Source organism: Marinobacter sp. NP-4(2019), assembly GCF_003994855.1.
Taxonomy (GTDB): Bacteria; Pseudomonadota; Gammaproteobacteria; order Pseudomonadales; family Oleiphilaceae; genus Marinobacter.
The window spans coordinates 4,167,107-4,184,504 of sequence record NZ_CP034142.1; the positions used below are offsets into that span (position 1 = coordinate 4,167,107).

The following is a 17,398-nucleotide window of genomic DNA, read 5'->3' on the forward strand; positions in this document are numbered from 1 at the left end:
GATTAATCCTTGTCCAGTCGGCCAACCAGTGACAGTTCGAAGTTGGCGCCCATGTACTTGAAGTGCGGACGCACCGCCAGGGACACCTGGTACCAGCCCGGATCGCCTTCCACATCCGAGACGGTTACCTGCGCGGCACGCAGGGGGCGGCGGCTGCGGACTTCGGCCGGTGGGTTTTCCTGGTCGGCCACGTATTGGCGGATCCAGGTGTTCAGTTCCCGCTCCAGGTCCTGACGCTCTTTCCAGGAGCCGATCTGTTCGCGCTGCAGCACTTTGATGTAGTGCGCCAGGCGGTTGACGATCATCATGTAAGGCAGTTGCGTACCCAGCTTGTAGTTGGTTTCCGCTTCCTTGCCTTCCTTGGTGTTGGGGAACTGTTTGGGCTTCTGTACCGAGTTGGCGGAGAAGAATGCTGCATTGTCGCTGCCCTTGCGCATGGTCAGGGCGATGAAGCCTTCGTCGGCCATTTCGTATTCGCGACGGTCGGTGATCAGCACTTCGGTGGGTATCTTGGCTTCCAACTGGCCGAAGGATTCAAACAGGTGCACCGGCAGGTCTTCCACCGCGCCGCCACTTTGCGGGCCGATGATATTCGGGCACCAGCGATACTTGGCGAAGCTTTCGGTCAGGCGCGTGGCCAACAGGTAGGCGGTGTTGCCCCACAGGTAATGCTCGTGGTCGCCGGACACATCTTCCTTGTAGTTGAAGCTGCGCACCGGGTTTTCGGTGGGATCGTAGGGTACCCGCAACAGGAAGCGCGGCGATGTCAGCCCCAGGTAGCGGGCGTCTTCGGACTCACGCAGGGAGCGCCATTTGGCGTATTTTGGCCCTTCGAAAACCGCCTTCAGTTCCTTGATGGCCGGCAGTTCCTGGTAGCTGTCGACGCCGAAGAACGACGGCGCGACCGAGGACAGGAATGGTGCATGGGCCATAGCGCCGACGGAGGACACATACTGCAGCAGTTTCATGTCCGGTGTGGACGGGGTGAACGCGTAGTTGCCGACCACGGCACCGACCGGCTCGCCACCGAACTGGCCGTACTCGGTGGAATATATGTGTTTGTAAAAACCGGCCTGGGTGACATCCGGGGCAAATTCGAAATCTTCCAGCAGCTCGGCTTTGGTGGCATGGAGAATGTCCACCTTGATGTTCTCGCGGAATTCGGTGCGATCGACCATCAGTTTCAGGCCGCGCCAGGACGATTCCAGTTCCTGCAGTTTCGGCGCGTGCAGGATTTCATCCATCTGGGCGCTGATCTTTCGATCCAGCTCAACCACCATCTGGTCCACCAGCGCCTTGTTGACCGGCTGGCCTTTCTCATCGCTTTTCAGCAGGTTGGCAATGAACGTCGCCACTCCTTTGCGGGCCACATCGTAGCCCTCGTCGGCCGGCGCCATACGGCTGTTGGCCATGACCTGATCCAGCAAGGACCCTTCTGCTACGGATTCGGAGGCAGCCGATTGCTGCACAGCAGTATCAGACATACTACATCCCTTCAGTACGTTTTGATTAAAGTCGGAAATCGATTGCGAGCCTTCGGATTACTCGGCTTTTTCTGTGGCCAGATCCAGTTCGGCCAACAGCTTGCCCCGGGCGTCTTCGTTGTCCAGCAGCTCCTGCAGCTTGGATCGGAATGACGGCACATTACCCAGCGGACCTTTCAGGGCAACCAGGGCTTCACGCAGCTCGATCAGCTTGTTGAGCTCAGGCACCTGACGGGCAATGCCATCCGGGGAGAAATCGTCCAGGGTCTGGAATTCCAGGTTCACCGGCAGTTCGTCGGCTTCTTCATCCAGCTGGTTGGACACCGTAGTGGAAAGGGTAAGACCGGCTTCCTTCATGACAGAACGGAAGTTGTTCTTGTCGACGGAAACGGCCTTGCGGTCCTCGATGGGGGTTTCCTCGGGCTGTCCCTTGAAGTCGCCGACCACGAACATCTTCAGCGGCAGTTCGGTTTCAGCCTGCTGATCGCCGGTGGCGGGGACATATTTGATATTGATGCGCTCTTTAGGCGCGACGGAACCGTCTTTTGAAGACATGCGCTTGCTCCCTGTGCAAATCATTTGCAGTTGTTCAATCCCTTGTGCATACCCTCCCGGTACGCAACGGCAAAAACTCTACACAGGATGATATCCATTCTCAAGCAAAAACTGGCCAACGTGTAGCAAAAATGTGCGTCCGGGCAAAGTTTTGCCAAACAGAGCCCGGATCGGCACCGCTGCCTCCCGCTGTTAACGGCGTTTCGGCGTCCAGGCCCAGATCATTTCGATCTCGATGGGCTCCTGGTTTTCGCTGTCACGAATGGTCACCGGCACGGAGGTTTCCCCTTTGTCGTCCACCCGCATCCGCTCCCGTTGCTCCGGGGTCAGGTGAGCTTCCACGGTCATGTCACCCTTGGCGCGACGGGTGTACTCCGCATGGGCGGTCTTGATCACGGGCACCTTGTCGTCCGGTACGTTCAGGCCCACCAAGAAGCCGGTGGCGGACTCCGCCAGCAGCAGGGAGGCCACGGCGTGAACACCACCAATGTGATTCTGCACCCGACGCTTATTGGCGATACTGATCACACAGCGTTCCGCGTCCAGATGCTCGATGCGGATACCGGCGGTACCGGTGAATGGCACCACTTTACCGAAAAACAGGGTCAGCGCCCGCGACCGGGCAAAGGTAGGTAATTTGTTGATCTTGCCGACAATACCGGCCAGTTTGTTGGTGGTGGCCATGGACCTTACTCCGGTTAGCTGAAATTTTGAGGCAGGACAATAACCCATTCGTCGAAGGAAAGGAACGATCAGTCAATGACGCCCGCCACCTCTGTGGCTATACTCGGCAAAACCGTACTTAGCGGATAACCCTCTCAATAACAAAGGAAAGAGACATGAGTGACCTGAAAACCCAGTTTGACGAAGCCGTTAATTACATCCAGACCGCCGAAGGCGACTTCAAGCCGTCCAACGAGATGAAGCTGGAATTCTACGCGCTGTACAAGCAGGCAACCGAAGGGGATGTCAGCGGCAAGCGCCCAGGCATGATGGATTTCGTGGGTCGCGCCAAGTACGACGCCTGGGCGGAACTGAAAGGCACTTCCAGCGATGAAGCCATGCAGAAGTACATTGACAAGCTCAATGCCCTGAAATAACCCCGCCAAACCCGTTGCCGGCCGGTGCACCGCCCCAGATGGCGGATCGGGCCCCGAAGCCGGCAGCACGCCCGAAAAATTTTGCGACATTCAAATGATTGTCATAAGATGCGCGCAACATAAAAACAACAATGCATCCGGAAGAGTAACCATGGACATTACCGAGGCGCTGGAACAATCCCAGCCGGGCCTTGTTGGCCGCGTTAACGAAGCAATCCAGAAACATCAGCTGAACCAGCGGGCAGAGCAGACTTACCTGCACTGGATATCAAGGTTTGTGCTTTTTCACGAACTGAAGGATCCGCAAAACCTGGAAACGGGTGACCGCCAGCTGTTTCTCACCTACCTGAAGGACAGAATCCAGTTGTCACGGGCACGGCTGAACCAGGCAAGCCAGGCTTTGACGTTTTTCTATGAGGACGTACTGGGGAAAACCGAAGCAGAGCAGATTGTAGCCGCCTAGCGCTGGATCATATTGATGCTCTGGGCCTCATAGGTGCGGTTCTCGGGCGGTCGAATCAGATAGTTGTTGCTATGGTTCTGGCCGGGCACCACCTTGGGGTTGCTGAAGCGGAATTCCACCGGAATTTCGCTTCGGCCCAGATCGGTACGGGGGTCCCGCGGCTGCAGCGCCAGCGGATCAAGGTAGAAATCCTCTTCGCTGCGGGGCTGAACCGGCACGCCGGCCGCAGGCGCTGCCAGCCCACCTTCAATGACGGTATTGGCCAGGGTTTCCTCTTCCATTGAGCGCAGGGGAATACTGTCCACCGTTGAACGCTCACGATAGTCAAACACCTCTCCACCCTCACCTTCTGCTGTTGTCTGCCCCAGCAGCGACACAGGCATAAGGGTCAGCCCCAGCACGAAAGCCGTCTTGATCTTACAGAAAGAACTCATATCAAACCCGGTCCGTGAGTCAAATTTTGATCAGTCTATCGCCACGGGCGACAAAAAACTCAACGAGTCGTCAGGTTTGTGACAGTTTTCACTGTGAACCACCCCGGGTACCAAGGAAAACCGGCGAGGTTTACAATGTTACCCATAAAGCGCTTCTATATTGACAGGTTCACATGGACACCAATGTAATTACCCGGGAAGGCCACGAAGAACTCAAGAAAGAGCTCGACTACCTGTGGCGCGAGGAACGGCCCATGGTCACCAAGAAGGTGCAATGGGCAGCCAGCCTCGGCGATCGTTCCGAAAACGCGGACTACCAATACAATAAGAAAAGGCTCAGGGAAATTGATCGAAGAGTCCGATACCTGCGACAGCGGTTATCGAAACTGCGCGTTGTTGACTACAGCCCGGCTCAGGAGGGAAAGGCGTTTTTTGGCGCCTGGGTTACTCTGGTGGATGACGATGACCAGACCTTGTCATTCAGGATTGTCGGGGTCGATGAGATCTACGGCAAGAAGAACTATGTTTCCGTCAATGCCCCCATTGTCAGGGCGTGCCTGGGGAAGAGTGAAGGAGACGAGGTCGTCGTCAAAACGCCCGACTCGGAAAAATACTGGGAAATTGAAAAAATCAGTTACCAACCACCGAATCCGATTTAAGTTCGGCTCCCTCCGGAGGCAGTAGTCGAAGGCTTGCACAAACTACCAGAGATCTACGCGCTGCATACAATGCTCAACAAACTGCGCCACCGCAGGCGAGCGAGCCCGCCCAGCCAACTCTATGGCACGGATATCGGCATTGAATTTCCAATCGGGAACATCCAACACCGTCAGCTCACCCGCCTCCACGTCCGCTGCAAATTGGGGTGTGGGAACAGGAATCCAGGCATCCGTACGCTGTAGTATTTCTTTGAGAAGCTCATAATCGCTACTCAGTATGTGTACCTCCGGAGTCTTGCCCGAAGTCTCAGACAAAAACTGTCTCATCGGGTGCGTGGCAACAAGTTCTGTTGCGGCCAGCATTGGATAGTCAAAGAGGTCCGCAAGTGACGTTCCATGATGGTTCTCTAACGGGTGCCCTCGCCGCGCAACGATAAATGACGGAACAGATTTCAGACATTGAAAGCTGAGGCCTTCGATTTCGTCCAGTCCACTGGAACCAGCGATCACTACATCAAATTGCCGGTTCTTCAAGCCGTCTATCAACTCTCCGGGTAATCCTTCACTGATATGGATCTGGATTTTTGGGTACTGCTCAACAAAGTCAGGCAGCACGGGTCTCAGGACAAAATCCCGTATGGCTCTGCCGATACCGAGATTAATTCGTCCTGATTCCAGATTGCGATACAGGTTGGCTTCATGCACCAGGTCTTCTATATCGCTGAGTAGTCGAGCGCAACGATCCCGAATCTGCAGGCAAAACTCGGTTGCCTGCATTCCATTCTTACTGCGATCAAAGAGCTGTACGCCCAGGTCGTCCTCAAGAAGGTTCAGACTCCGGGTCAGCGCCGGGGGAGTAACGTGCAGTATCTCAGCCGCTCTCTTGATACTGCCATGTCGGATAACAACTTGCAGATGTCTAAGCTGCTTCAGTGTGAGCATGAGGCTTTTGTTTCCGGCTCGGGTACTGACGATGTTCCAGAGCCTGCCAGTGCCAGCAGTCGCTGGTGCTCCTCAAGGAGGTAGTCCCCCATCTCATTAAGATCCGGCAGCGCTCTGCGGCAGGCGATCAGACCGTAGTCCATACGTCCGTTATAGCTAGCCACGGTGACATTGAGAGCCATGCCATGGGAAGGGATTGAGACGGGATAGAAACTGAGGACCTTGGCGCCAGCGAAGTACAACGGCACCGGTATACCAACCACATTGGAAATAACCAGATTGGCCGCTGGCGGCAACCAGTCGGCCATACGTGAGCGTCCAAACAGGGAGGCTGCTCCGGAGATTAGCCAGGGAGCAGCAAGAAGTGGGAAATCCGTGGGGATTGCCGATCGATAGGTCGTCAGCGACTCTTTACTACGGGTTGCTGCGGCGCTGATACGCCGCAGCCGCACCAGGGGATCGGACTCATCGGTCGCCAGATCCACTGTCAGAATACTGACCTGATTGTTCTCCGTATCGTCCCCTGACTGTCGCAGGCTGACCGGTGCCGCCGCCCGCATGGAACCGGAAGGTAATTCCTGACTCTCCTTCAGGTAGCGACGTAACGTACCTGAGACAGTCGCCATCACCACGTCATTTAACGATACTTCAAATGCCTTGGCGATTTGTTTTATCTCCGCCAGCGGCACTGTCCGCCCGGCAAAGCTTCGTTGGTTGGTAATCGCCGTATTGAGCGGGGTGCTCGGTGCCAGCCATTGTTTCGGTTTGAGCAAGCCCGGCAGGCCAGGCCCCGACGAACCCTCTCCCCGGGCAAACAGCCTTTTGGCGGCTCCCCCCACCTCGGGGATCATTTTCGCTAACTTGAAAACTTGCTGACCACTGTTCAGTATGGCCGCCCCCATGAGCTCGGCCACGCCCAACTGGTATTGATTCCTGCGCAGCTTCGGCCTTGGCGGCTTGATCTTGCGTCCGCCGGGCTCCATATCAAAGAGTGCCCGACCAACCTCAATCCCTGCCTGACCATCCACCGCGGCATGGTGCAGTTTCGTATAAAGCGCCACTTCGCCACTCTTCAGCCCATCGATGATGTAGATCTCCCACAACGGTCGACTGCGATCCAGCAGGCTCGAGTGCAGGCGCGCGATGGTCTGTTGTAACTGACGATTGCTGCCGGGCTTGGGCAGGGTTATATGATGGACGTGGTGATCGAGATCAGTATCTTCATCCTCCACCCAAACGGGGTTGGACAGATCAAAGGGCATGTTAGCCAGCTTGCGAGTGAATATCGATGCCAGGTGTATACGTTGGGCAACAAAAGTTCTTACGCTCTCGAAAAACTCTTCTCTGAGCTCTTCCGGCACCTCCAACACATGAAGTGCCCCGACATGCATCGGCATCTCCGCCGATTCCAGATGAAGAAACATTGCATCCATACCGCTCAGGTGATCCATAACGTCGTGCTCCATAACGTTGCAAGTAGAGAAAAAGGAATCCATCAATGTGACCTTCAGGCCTTACCCGCCCCCCTCACTCTGAACGGTGTCCATTCGGTTTCGCCCTGAGCGAGACGGTCACCGAGTACAGTCCAGACAACAGGATTTACTCCCAGACCAAGATGACTGGCGCAATTCACCTCGACATTTTCGGTTTGTGCGCCACACCGTTCGACACTTCCTTCCCAACCGACTATGCCATCGCCCCGGGAAAACACGGATGTGGTCGGCACCGGCGGTGCTTTATCTCCACGCACCAGCCCTTCATCTCCATACCGGTTCAGACGTTTGTAAAGATGCCAAGCGTGGGTACTGGTTTCAGGCGCGCCGTACAGAGGACTGCCCATGGTGATGACCTGACGAACAAGATGTGGTTTGGCGCGTGCGATTTCCCGCGCGAAGATCCCCCCCAAACTCCACCCTATAAGGCTGACCCTAGTGTTGGTGTCCGTGTGCAGTTGCTCCAGACGCTCAACCATCTGTTCCATAAGGCCCGCTTTAGGGCCGAAGTTACGCCCCTGCTCCCACCCATGAACCTGGTAGCCACGATTGCGCAAAAAGCGTCTGAGGGGAACGGTGGAGATATCACTGGCCAGAAAACCGGGAATCACCAGAACCGCATGGCCATCGCCACGCGGAACCCGGCGCAACAGCCACGGCATGGCCAGAGGCAACGTGGCCAATTCCAGTAATGCCCGCCCTTCCAGGGCCAGCAGCAGCCTGGACGGTCGAAGTGTTTTTTCTTTTTCCCTGCGGAATACAAGCGGATTGTAATCAGACCATGCAGCCATAAGGTCTCCTTCTTTGTTTTTATTGATCGGAGTATCAGCAAGTCGACTCGGTATATACGGCAGATTAGAGGAGAAGATATCCTCTGAATAGTTCAAAAAAATTAGCGCCGGATAACAAAAAATTACCCCTCCAAAAACCGGAGATACTGGACTCGAGCTACACCGCTACAGGGTTTGACGCCCTTTCAAATGCGGCGCCAGCCCAGCGCTCCGGATTCCTCGCCTGGAGTGGCTTGTTGTTCAGCAAACTTCGAACAGGCCTGCTGCACCCATACCGCCACCCACACACATGGTCACGACCACATATCTGACGCCACGGCGCTTACCTTCCAGCAAGGCGTGCCCCACCATCCGGGCGCCGCTCATGCCATAGGGATGGCCGATGGAAATGGCTCCGCCATTGACGTTCAATCGGTCGTTGTCGATACCCAGCTGGTCCCGGCAGTACAGAACCTGGCAGGCGAAGGCTTCGTTCAATTCCCACAAACCAATGTCATCGACGCTCAGCCCATGCTGTTTCAAAAGCTTCGGTACCGCATAGACTGGCCCAATGCCCATTTCATCCGGTGCAAGCCCGGCCACCGCGATCCCCCGGTACACACCCAGGGGTTCCAGGCCCCGCTGTTCTGCCAGGCTACGTTCCATAATCACACACGCGGACGCGCCGTCTGAAAGCTGGCTGGCATTGCCGGCCGTGATACATCCACCTTCGACAACCGGATTCAACGACTGCAGGCTGTCCAGTGTGGTCTGGGGACGATTGCCCTCGTCCTTATCAAGGGTGACTTCCTGATAGCTGACTTCCCCGGTTTCACGGTCCTTCACAGCCTTGGTGGCAGTGACCGGAACAATTTCCTGATCGAAGAGACCGGCTTGCTGCGCTGCCGCCGTGCGTTGCTGGGACTGCAAGGAATACTCATCCTGCGCCTCACGACTGACCTGATATTTCTTCGCCACAATCTCCGCCGTCTGTAGCATGGGCATATAAGCGTCGGGCGCGTGTTTGAGTACCAGATCGTCCATTTCGCTGAAGGACCATTCCAGCGCATAGTTCTGAACAGCACTGATATTTTCCTGGCCGGCACCGATCACCACGTTCATGCCATCGACCATGACTTGCTTGGCAGCGGTCGCTATGGCCATCAGGCCAGAGGCGCACTGACGGTCCAGGGTCTGGCCGCTGACAGTCAAAGGCAGACCGGAAGCCAGCGCCGTCATTCGCCCGAGGTTCCAGCTGGCCGTTCCCCCTTGCATGCCAGTTCCCATAACCAGATCTTCAACCTCCTTCGGGTCTACCCCGGCCCGTTCGACAGCGGCTCTGACGGCATGGGCCGCCATGGTGGGTGAAGTGATGTTGTTGAAGGCTCCCCGGTAGGCTTTGCCAATCGGGGTCCGGGCGGTGGATACAATCACGGCTTCACGCATATCGATATCTCCTGATGCAATCATAAAGGCAGGACAACCCGCCTCGGGTCGTCCTGCCGAATAGGTTAGGAATTCTGCGAACTGAAATTGCGGAAAGTCTTGCCTGCAGAGGCCAGTTCCTTAAGCAGGTTTGACGGCCGGAACCACATCTCGCCGTGGTCACCCAGGTCTTTGCGATATTTCTCTATGCCTTCAAGCACATTCACCAGGCCAAGTTCATCGGCATACTGCATGGGACCGCCACGCCAGGCCGGGAAACCATAGCCGTTAACCCAGACCAGGTCACAATCTCCTGAACGACTGGCGATCCCCTCACTGAGAATGTCGGCCGCTTCGTTGATTAACATGAACACGCAGCGCTCGAGAATTTCCTGGTCCGATATCTCACGGCGCTCAATTCCCAGGTCACGGGCGAGCTCTTCGGCTAGCTGAATCAGTTCGGGGTCTTCGTTCTGTTCCCGGCCCTGATAAAGGTAGAAGCCTCGCCCGGTCTTCTGGCCGTATCGGCCCAACCGGTACAGTTCGTCCCCGAGTCGGTTATAGCTGGGATCGTGGGCGATGGCTTCACGGCGACTTTCCCGCACCAGGTAGCCAACGTCGTTTCCGGCCAGGTCAAACATCGACAAGGGCCCCATCGCCAGACCAAAGCCGGTCAGCACCTTATCCACCTGCGCCGGTGTAGCGCCCTCAAGAATGAGCCGGTGTGCTTCACGGCCATAGGGTTCGAGCATCCGGTTGCCAACGAAACCAAAGCAGACGCCGACCACCACCGGCACCTTGCGTATGGCTTTTGCCACCTGCAAGGCGGTAACAATGACATCGTCGGCAGTCTGGTCACCCCGTACAATTTCCAGCAACCGCATGACGTTGGCAGGGCTGAAGAAATGCAGGCCGATGACATCCTGGGGGCGTTTGGTAAACGACGCAATCTGGTTCAGGTCAAGAGTAGAGGTATTCGACGCCAGAATTGCGCCTGGCTTGCACACCTCATCAAGCCGTGAAAAGACTGCCTTTTTAACCTCCATGCTTTCAAACACGGCTTCAATGACCAGATCGGCGTCGCCCAGGTCTTCGTAGCTCAGCGTTCCTTCCAGCAGGGCCATCCGCTGCTCCACCTGGGTCTCGGTCATACGCCCCTTTTTGGCAGAGATTTCATAGTTCTTCCGGATAGTGGCCAGCCCATGATCCAGGGCTTCCTGCTTAAGCTCCAGCAGCTTGACCGGAATGCCGGCATTGGCAAAGTTCATGGCAATGCCGCCGCCCATGGTTCCGGCACCAATCACCGCAACCGAGCGAACAGAACGCGCGGGCGTCGCGGAGTCCACACCGGGCACCTTGGTAGCTTCACGCTCGGCGAAGAACAGGTGTTGCTGTGCCCTGGCCTGCGGGGTATTCATGCATTCCTTAAATAGGGCCTGCTCACGCTCCAGCCCCTCAGCCAGTGGCAGACGGCAAGCCGCCTCAATGGCCTGGATACAACGTTCGGGTGCGAAGAATCCGCGGGTTTTGCGAGCGATGGAGGCTCGAAAATCATCAAAGCCAGAGGCCGGGAAGTCATCGGCGTTCACTTCAATATCCGCACAACTGCGAACCTGAGCCCCCTGCTCCAGGATTTCCCGGGTGAACTCAAGAGCATCAGTTAGCAGGTCGCCCTGACTCAGGCGGCCCAACAACCCCGAGGCATGCGCCCGTTCAGCCGCAATTGGCTGACCAGAGGTAATCATTTCCAGCGCCAGGCTGACATTGGCCAGGCGGGGCAGCCGCTGGGTACCACCGGCCCCCGGGATCAATCCCAGGTTAACTTCCGGCAGACCGAGCCTGGCCTTAACGTCGGCAATCCGGTAATCGCAGGCCAGGGCCAACTCCAGGCCGCCGCCCAGGGCCATGCCGTGAATGGCGGCAACCACAGGCTTGGGCGACGCCTCCAGTTCGTTCAACAGAGACGGGAGATCTGGCGAAGCAAACGCCTGATCGCTGCCGAACTCCTGGATATCGGCGCCGCCGCAGAAAATCCTCGCCTCCGACACCAACACCAGGGCTGCCACCTGATCATCAGACAGTGCCTGACGATAGGCCTGCTGCAACTCTGCCCGCAGAGCCTGGCCGAGAGAGTTAACGGGCGGCTGAGTCAAACCCAGGATGGCAATATCACCGTCAATGCGATAAGTCACACGTGCAGTCATTGTTAGTTCCTGTATTTTGATCTTGGGTAATAATTAATGGGTGGCTTTTTGGTCAGAACCATTCGTCCTGCATGTCGAAACAAACCGGATTTCCCTCCGCCAGGAGCGTGGCCTGCGATTCAATCTGGGGTAATTCCCAGCCCAGGTAGTACTCCGCAGCCTGGATTTTTCCTCGGTAAAAGTTGTGGTCGTCGTCACCGGCAGAGGTAATCTTCATGCCCGCTGCCGCACGCGTCGCCTGCCATAGCCAGATCCAGGCGGCGACCACCCGGCCGAACATATCCAGGTAGACGGTGGCATTGGCGAGTCCGCGGTCGACATCCTGCGCCAATTGCAGCAGCAGCGACTCATTGACCAACGACAGGGTTCCCATGGCCTGCTCCAACCGCTTGACCATTCCACCCAGCTTCGGATATGCCGACGCCTCGTCGAGGACTCGCTGCACCTCCTCGCGGAAGATCTGGAAGCCTTCCCCTTTGTTCATCGGCAGCTTGCGGCCCAGCAGATCCAGTCCGTGAATGGCTTCAGTTCCTTCATGAATGGGGTTGAGGCGGTTGTCGCGATACATCTGTTCAACCGGATACTCACGGATATAGCCAGATCCGCCCAGAACCTGAATGGCCAGTTCGTTGGCCTGCAGGCAATAACGGGAAGGCCAGGACTTAACAATCGGCGTCAACAGGTCCAACAACGTTCCGGCCCGGTTTCGGGCCTCTTCAGAATCTGCCGTGTGCTGATCCTCAAACAGCGAGCTGGCATACAGGCTCAGAGCCAGTGCACCCTCGGCATAACTCTTCTGGGCCAACAGCATGCGTCGGACATCGGCGTGTTCAATGATCGGCACCTGCTTGCTGGAAGGATCCTTGCTGGAGGGTAAACGCCCCTGGGGACGCTGGCGGGCATAATCCAGGGAATAGAGGAACCCCTGATAACCGAGGGCAGATGCCCCCAAAGCCACGCCGATACGGGCCTCGTTCATCATCTGGAACATATACTGCAGCCCTTTATGGGGCTCTCCCACCAGATAACCCACCGCGCCATCCTGCTCACCGAAGTTGAGCACTGTCGAGGTGGTGTTGCGGTATCCCATCTTATGGAGCAAGCCAGCCAGGGCCACGTCGTTCCGTTGGCCAACACTGCCGTCCTGATTGACCAGGAATTTGGGCACGAGGAACAGTGAGATGCCCTTTACGCCCTCCGGCGCACCCTGAATCCTGGCCAGAACCATATGGACGATGTTATCGGTGAGCTCGTGGTCACCTCCGGAAATGAACATCTTATGACCACGAATCCGGTATTGGCCGTCCTCCGCCGGGGTCGCCGTGGTCTTGATGTCGGCCAGGGCGGAACCCTGGCCCGGCTCGGTCAGTGCCATGGTGCCGCTGAAGCGGCCTTCAAGCATGGGGGGTAAATAGGTTTCCTGCAGCGACTGGCTGGCAAACGATTTGATCAGGTTGCCAACACCGATACTGAGGAATGAGTAGCCGGTTGTGGCAATGTTGGCCGCATTGAAATACGCCATGCAGGCCCTGAGGACAACCTCCGGCAACTGCATCCCCCCCACTTCGAAGTCATGGTGGGCCGCCAGAAATCCCGCCTCGGCAAACGCCTGCCAGGCTTCTTTGGTTTCGGGTATCAGGTGCACCTTTTTGCCATCAAACGTCGGCTCATTAGCGTCGCCCTTCTGGTTATGATTCGCGAAATGCTTTTGCGCTATTTTGCGGGCCGTTTCCAGGGTTGAATCAAATATCTCGCGATTGTGTTCACGGTATCGTGGGCGCTGCAGGAGAGCTTCACTGTTGAGCACCTCATACAACTGGAAAGCGAGATCACGCTCGTTCAACAATGCATCGGTCATGGGCCTGCCCTATTTAGTCCGGTCTGAGTAAGTGGCGCCACTGTCATTCAGGTACACTGGATGATCAGCGCTGGTTAATGATCAGATGCCGCATTTTTATCAGAGGGGCGCGACCCGCGCGTCCACCAGGGGGGTGGAATCTGGGTGGAATGAGGGTCCGGAAGGGGTGGAGCCGGTTTAAAGGGGCAGCGTTTACCGAATCAAATGGAACTGGGCGGCCTTGGCACAGGCGTCCTGCCGCGTAGAAACATCCAGTTTCCGGAAAATGCTATTGATATGAGTCTTGACGGTGCTGACGCCAACAAACAGAGTATCGGCAATTTCCTGGTTGGATTTTCCCTCTGCCATCAGATTCAACACGTCGTGCTCCCGTGGTGATAACGCCTCGAACGGTAACAAATGGTCTGGAACTGATGGGCTCACTTGCGACTCGTGAAGCCTGGCAATCTGCTGCTCAACAAACTCCCTGTGAGCCACTGATTCGCTCAACGCCAGCTGGTGATGTCCCCTCGTGGAGAGCGCCTGTTTGATTAAGTCGACCAGCTCCCGCCCTTCGCGAAAAAAGAGGCTGGGTAACTGGTGCCCCGCAGCCATGGTGATTGCCTGATTCAGCGCCTGTACCGCCTGATCGAGGTCCTGCTGACTCCGGAAGATACTGGCCTTCAACAGCCACGCGTCAATCATCAGGTCAATCTGTCCCTCCTCCGCTAATTGATCAAGCAGGGAATCGCACAATGTCCTGGCCAGCTTGACCTCACCATGGTGATGACACCACCAGGCCCAGGCCAATCGCTCCTCCGGAAAGGTGTCGGGGCCATAACGCCGCTCGGTCCATTGCCATTCCCGGCGCCACTGAGCCACATAATCATCGGTTCCAATACCGTGGCTCAGCGCCAACCGCACCCGATAGGCGCCGCTCAGCCGATACATGCCATAGTGTTGGTGCTGCCAGGCAAGCCGTTGGCACTCTTTCCACAGCTCCAACGCTCGCGTGCTATCCCCCCTGGCCCACCCCACCAGCGCCATGTGATGGAACACCCACGGCAAGGCCGCGGACGGTTCAAACCTTAGTGCGATGGCTGCCGCCTGGTTGAGCAGGGTGTCCGCCGACGTCAGATTGTTCTGATCCCGCCGCACCATGCCCATACCCAGGTAGTAATAGACATCGTAAAAATTGTGGGCCGTTGCCCGGGGAGTGTCAGCGGCGGCCGTCATGGTTTCAAAACGCTGCTCGGCCTCGGCAACACGCCCCTGTTGAAGTTCAATTTGCCCCAACAATAAACCCAGGGTGTTTATATAACCGGTCAGCCCGGTTCGCCTGAGATCCTCCAGCGCCCGGCTGGCATCGAGATACGCGCAACTCAACTGCCCCAGGGCGTGATGGCAATTGGCCTTATGAAACCGGATCACCGATTCGGCAGCGTGCGAGGGGGTCGAGGGGTCAAGTTTGGCAAGGGCCTCACTGCACAGACGAAGTCCGTGTCTCGGATTACCGCCAAGATAGGCGATCTGACTTCTCAGATAGGTGATGGTCTGCTCAACCCGTTTCAGGTCAGTGTACGGTGAAGCCTTGCGGAGCAGGGGAGCCAATCGATGGATAGAGACCTTGATCCGATTGATATCACGGGACACATGGGCGACCGATGCCTCGGTAATGGCCAGGGCAAAATGATCGCTCCCCAACTGACTGGGAATCTTTGCCAGTGAGCCAACAATTTCGTTGACCTGTCCTTCCCTTAACAGGTCGAAGGTGTGTTTTTCCACCACCGACAACAACATTGAAAAGCTCTGGTTACGGGCATACTGGTAGAGCCCCTCGCCATAATGCCCTTGCGCCAGCAACCAATCACCAGCCTTCTCGTGCAAGACTTTCGTGCCGTCGGGATCGTCCCGCTCACGAATCCTTGCCATGGTCTGACGAAACATCGGATGGTAACGAAACCATCCTTCCTGGTGCGGCTCTGTATAGACAAACAGATGCTCACGCTGCAACCGGCCCAGAATACCGGACACCGAATTCTGCCCGCTCAGCAACCCCGCCAGCTCCTCATTGAAGCTGTTCACGACGCAGGTATCACGGAGAAACTGGTACAGCCTGGCTGGCAAATGGTTGAAGACTTCGTCTTCCAGGAATTCGCCCAGATACCGCTGCGCCTGATCAGTTACAACCGGATCGAACAGTGACCTCCCCCCTGACAATCCCTGGCTGTCCTGCCAGGCAACCAGCCATAACCGTATGGCCGCGGCCCAACCTCCGGTCGCTGCTTCCAGTTGAAACACCTCACTAAGATTGAGGGAAACACCGGAACACATAGTTCCAATTTCCTCAGCCGTCATGGCCAGCTCCCTTTCATCCACGACGGCAAGCTCACCGCGCAATCGCCATCGGCTTACGCCGAGCGGGGGCTGACTGCGACCAGACAACACAAAGCTCAGGTTGACAGGAGCATGGTCCAGCAAACGCTGCAGATGTTTTAAGGCCAGGCCAGCCTTGAGTCGTTCAAGATTGTCGAGGTGTAGCCGGATCGGGCGGCTGAAACGCCGTACGCCATTGACCAGATCCGTCCAGGCCGATTCGGAATCCGTTGGTAATTTTTCCAGGGCCTTTGCGACCACATCGACGCCCAGGACACCGGCGAACTCAAAGGCGATCAGGAGTTGGGCCAGAAGCCGGTTCGGGTTGTTGTCCCTGTTCTCCAGGGTAACCCAGGCATTCGCACTGTCAGCGCGTTGCGCCAGCTGAGCCAACAGGACCGTCTTGCCATAACCCGCCGCTGCCGTAACCTTCAGCACCCTCGGAACCACAGGTCCTGAAAGACTGGCCATCAGCCGCGGTCGCTCAATCTCCCAGCCCCTCAGGGCCGGTGGCATCGATCGGACTTCAACAACAGGGAAAGCGGGCATGTGGCAACCAAACCTGTGTGATTCAACGGTTCCAGCAATAATACTGGCAATGCACGTTCAGGTAACCCCGACCGTGCTCATTGAATTACGGAGCCTCTGCCGGAACCAGCTTTGGAAACGTCCATTCACCGGTTAGAATTTCTTTGTGTGGCTGGTAGAGCCTGACGACATAATTCCAGCCTTCAGTGGTAGGAATGCAATTCGGATTTGAGTCCTCACACCCACCAAACTGAACTATCACTGAACCATCCACTTCTTTTTTCGCAGTGACACTGTTGATGGAATATCGGTTCAGATCATTCCTTTCAAAATAACCCTGTGCGTTGTAGACGCTCACCGACCAGAATCCATCAACCGGCACATCCTGTATGGTCATGGTGTAAACGCCTGAGCTTTCAGCTGGAGCTCCACCCTCGTAGTATGCATCCTCTTTAGGGTTTCCACCCCAACCCGCGGCTGTTCCCATTAAATGGTAGACCGGATCTACTGTCTCCTCCGTGCCAAACATTCGGGAAGACCCTATCCCCCGGTTTGCACTCGCAAGATCATTCAGTATTTTGCGTATGCGACCGGTCTGCTCCACATCCCATCGCGGGATTTCAAATTCGGAGGACTCGTCCTGATCAATGGTCATGGCGTCCTGTAACGAATTCACTTCCTGCAGGTCATTCTCGTTTCCGGGATCAACGAATGTCCTGACCAATAACATGGCATATCGCGTACCCACCATGTCGGGAGTCACGGTATGCTTGCCGCCCCCATAACTCACATTAACCGTGTAATGATCCTGGTTGATCACCTGCAGACTCATGAACCGCTCGCCTGCTTCCGGCATTGTGACCGTTACCGGTCCGGCGCCCAGATCAATCACCGCAAAAGAGTACAGGGTATCCCGGTTCATCCGGATAACATCCTGCTTATCAATGGAGGTTGGTTCTCGCACATGCGTGAACTGGCCAAACGCACCGTCCGCAACAAACTTGGCAAAATAGAGATCGCTCTCCGCTCGCTTGAAATTGTCGACATTAACCGCCCGCTTCGCCTGTTCACTGGAGAAGGCAGAAGGAATCGTCAAAGTGCAAACCAAAACCGCTGCAGAAATGGCGT

At 56.4% G+C, this 17,398-nt stretch carries 15 protein-coding genes; 3 read left to right on the plus strand and 12 right to left on the minus strand.

Annotation, left to right across the window (positions count from 1 at the left end):
• Nucleotides 1-2 precede the first annotated feature (2 nt).
• The 3 genes from tssC to EHN06_RS18995 all read right to left on the minus strand — a co-directional run bounded on the left by tssC (nt 3) and on the right by EHN06_RS18995 (nt 2,723).
• Nucleotides 3-1,484, minus strand: coding sequence for a type VI secretion system contractile sheath large subunit (gene tssC, locus EHN06_RS18985; protein ID WP_127334046.1), 1,482 nt, complete (start codon nt 1,482-1,484; stop codon nt 3-5).
• 57 nt (nt 1,485-1,541) lie between these two features.
• Entirely contained in the window at nt 1,542-2,039 is a 498-nt protein-coding gene (gene tssB / locus EHN06_RS18990) for a type VI secretion system contractile sheath small subunit (RefSeq protein WP_127334047.1), read from the minus strand.
• A gap of 192 nt (nt 2,040-2,231) precedes the next feature.
• Nucleotides 2,232-2,723 carry a DUF4442 domain-containing protein gene (locus EHN06_RS18995; RefSeq protein ID WP_127334048.1) on the minus strand — a complete coding sequence of 164 codons (492 nt, stop codon included), beginning with the start codon at nt 2,721-2,723 and terminating at the stop codon, nt 2,232-2,234.
• 155 nt (nt 2,724-2,878) lie between these two features.
• On the opposite strand from EHN06_RS18995, the gene EHN06_RS19000 reads away from it, so the two are divergent.
• Nucleotides 2,879-3,139, plus strand: coding sequence for an acyl-CoA-binding protein (locus EHN06_RS19000; protein WP_127334049.1), 261 nt, complete (start codon nt 2,879-2,881; stop codon nt 3,137-3,139).
• 151 nt (nt 3,140-3,290) lie between these two features.
• Nucleotides 3,291-3,602, plus strand: a complete 312-nt coding sequence (locus EHN06_RS19005; RefSeq protein WP_127334050.1) for a site-specific integrase — start codon at nt 3,291-3,293, stop codon at nt 3,600-3,602.
• On the opposite strand, the gene EHN06_RS19010 is transcribed toward EHN06_RS19005, so the two are convergent.
• Complete coding sequence (locus EHN06_RS19010) at nt 3,599-4,036, minus strand: hypothetical protein (RefSeq protein WP_416332529.1); 438 nt, start codon at nt 4,034-4,036, stop codon at nt 3,599-3,601. The genes EHN06_RS19005 and EHN06_RS19010 overlap by 4 nt on opposite strands.
• A 173-nt stretch (nt 4,037-4,209) precedes the next feature.
• Here EHN06_RS19010 and greB point away from each other — a divergent pair, with 173 nt between their 5' ends.
• A complete protein-coding gene (gene greB, locus EHN06_RS19015; RefSeq protein WP_127334051.1) occupies nt 4,210-4,695 on the plus strand; it encodes a transcription elongation factor GreB in 486 nt (161 codons plus the stop codon).
• Nucleotides 4,696-4,737: 42 nt separating this feature from the next.
• On the opposite strand, the gene EHN06_RS19020 is transcribed toward greB, so the two are convergent.
• The 8 genes from EHN06_RS19020 to EHN06_RS19055 all read right to left on the minus strand — a co-directional run bounded on the left by EHN06_RS19020 (nt 4,738) and on the right by EHN06_RS19055 (nt 17,366).
• Entirely contained in the window at nt 4,738-5,637 is a 900-nt protein-coding gene (locus tag EHN06_RS19020) for a LysR family transcriptional regulator (protein WP_127334052.1), read from the minus strand.
• A complete protein-coding gene (locus EHN06_RS19025; RefSeq protein ID WP_127334053.1) occupies nt 5,625-7,088 on the minus strand; it encodes a WS/DGAT/MGAT family O-acyltransferase in 1,464 nt (487 codons plus the stop codon). Before EHN06_RS19025 ends, EHN06_RS19020 begins: the two co-directional genes overlap by 13 nt.
• A 56-nt stretch (nt 7,089-7,144) precedes the next feature.
• Entirely contained in the window at nt 7,145-7,921 is a 777-nt protein-coding gene (locus EHN06_RS19030; RefSeq protein ID WP_127334054.1) for a lipase family alpha/beta hydrolase, read from the minus strand.
• A gap of 240 nt (nt 7,922-8,161) precedes the next feature.
• Nucleotides 8,162-9,346, minus strand: coding sequence for an acetyl-CoA C-acyltransferase (locus EHN06_RS19035; RefSeq protein ID WP_127334055.1), 1,185 nt, complete (start codon nt 9,344-9,346; stop codon nt 8,162-8,164).
• Between the two features lie 65 nt (nt 9,347-9,411).
• Nucleotides 9,412-11,529 (minus strand): 3-hydroxyacyl-CoA dehydrogenase NAD-binding domain-containing protein, encoded by a 2,118-nt coding sequence (locus tag EHN06_RS19040; protein WP_127334056.1) that lies wholly within the window; start codon nt 11,527-11,529, stop codon nt 9,412-9,414.
• 52 nt (nt 11,530-11,581) lie between these two features.
• Nucleotides 11,582-13,387 carry an acyl-CoA dehydrogenase gene (locus tag EHN06_RS19045; RefSeq protein WP_127334057.1) on the minus strand — a complete coding sequence of 602 codons (1,806 nt, stop codon included), beginning with the start codon at nt 13,385-13,387 and terminating at the stop codon, nt 11,582-11,584.
• Between the two features lie 192 nt (nt 13,388-13,579).
• Complete coding sequence (locus tag EHN06_RS19050) at nt 13,580-16,291, minus strand: LuxR C-terminal-related transcriptional regulator (protein WP_127334058.1); 2,712 nt, start codon at nt 16,289-16,291, stop codon at nt 13,580-13,582.
• 85 nt (nt 16,292-16,376) lie between these two features.
• Nucleotides 16,377-17,366, minus strand: coding sequence for a DUF1254 domain-containing protein (locus EHN06_RS19055; protein ID WP_206075689.1), 990 nt, complete (start codon nt 17,364-17,366; stop codon nt 16,377-16,379).
• Between the last annotated feature and the right edge of the window lie 32 nt (nt 17,367-17,398).

Excerpts from the sequence above, each read along its gene's own strand:
- tssC (WP_127334046.1), bottom strand. The coding sequence starts at position 1,484 with ATGTCTGATACTGCTGTGCAGCAATCGGCTGCCTCCGAATCCGTAGCA.
- tssB (WP_127334047.1), bottom strand. The coding sequence starts at position 2,039 with ATGTCTTCAAAAGACGGTTCCGTCGCGCCTAAAGAGCGCATCAATATC.
- EHN06_RS18995 (WP_127334048.1), bottom strand. The coding sequence starts at position 2,723 with ATGGCCACCACCAACAAACTGGCCGGTATTGTCGGCAAGATCAACAAA.
- EHN06_RS19000 (WP_127334049.1), top strand. The coding sequence starts at position 2,879 with ATGAGTGACCTGAAAACCCAGTTTGACGAAGCCGTTAATTACATCCAG.
- EHN06_RS19005 (WP_127334050.1), top strand. The coding sequence starts at position 3,291 with ATGGACATTACCGAGGCGCTGGAACAATCCCAGCCGGGCCTTGTTGGC.
- EHN06_RS19010 (WP_416332529.1), bottom strand. The coding sequence starts at position 4,036 with ATGAGTTCTTTCTGTAAGATCAAGACGGCTTTCGTGCTGGGGCTGACC.
- greB (WP_127334051.1), top strand. The coding sequence starts at position 4,210 with ATGGACACCAATGTAATTACCCGGGAAGGCCACGAAGAACTCAAGAAA.
- EHN06_RS19020 (WP_127334052.1), bottom strand. The coding sequence starts at position 5,637 with ATGCTCACACTGAAGCAGCTTAGACATCTGCAAGTTGTTATCCGACAT.
- EHN06_RS19025 (WP_127334053.1), bottom strand. The coding sequence starts at position 7,088 with ATGGATCACCTGAGCGGTATGGATGCAATGTTTCTTCATCTGGAATCG.
- EHN06_RS19030 (WP_127334054.1), bottom strand. The coding sequence starts at position 7,921 with ATGGCTGCATGGTCTGATTACAATCCGCTTGTATTCCGCAGGGAAAAA.
- EHN06_RS19035 (WP_127334055.1), bottom strand. The coding sequence starts at position 9,346 with ATGCGTGAAGCCGTGATTGTATCCACCGCCCGGACCCCGATTGGCAAA.
- EHN06_RS19040 (WP_127334056.1), bottom strand. The coding sequence starts at position 11,529 with ATGACTGCACGTGTGACTTATCGCATTGACGGTGATATTGCCATCCTG.
- EHN06_RS19045 (WP_127334057.1), bottom strand. The coding sequence starts at position 13,387 with ATGACCGATGCATTGTTGAACGAGCGTGATCTCGCTTTCCAGTTGTAT.
- EHN06_RS19050 (WP_127334058.1), bottom strand. The coding sequence starts at position 16,291 with ATGCCCGCTTTCCCTGTTGTTGAAGTCCGATCGATGCCACCGGCCCTG.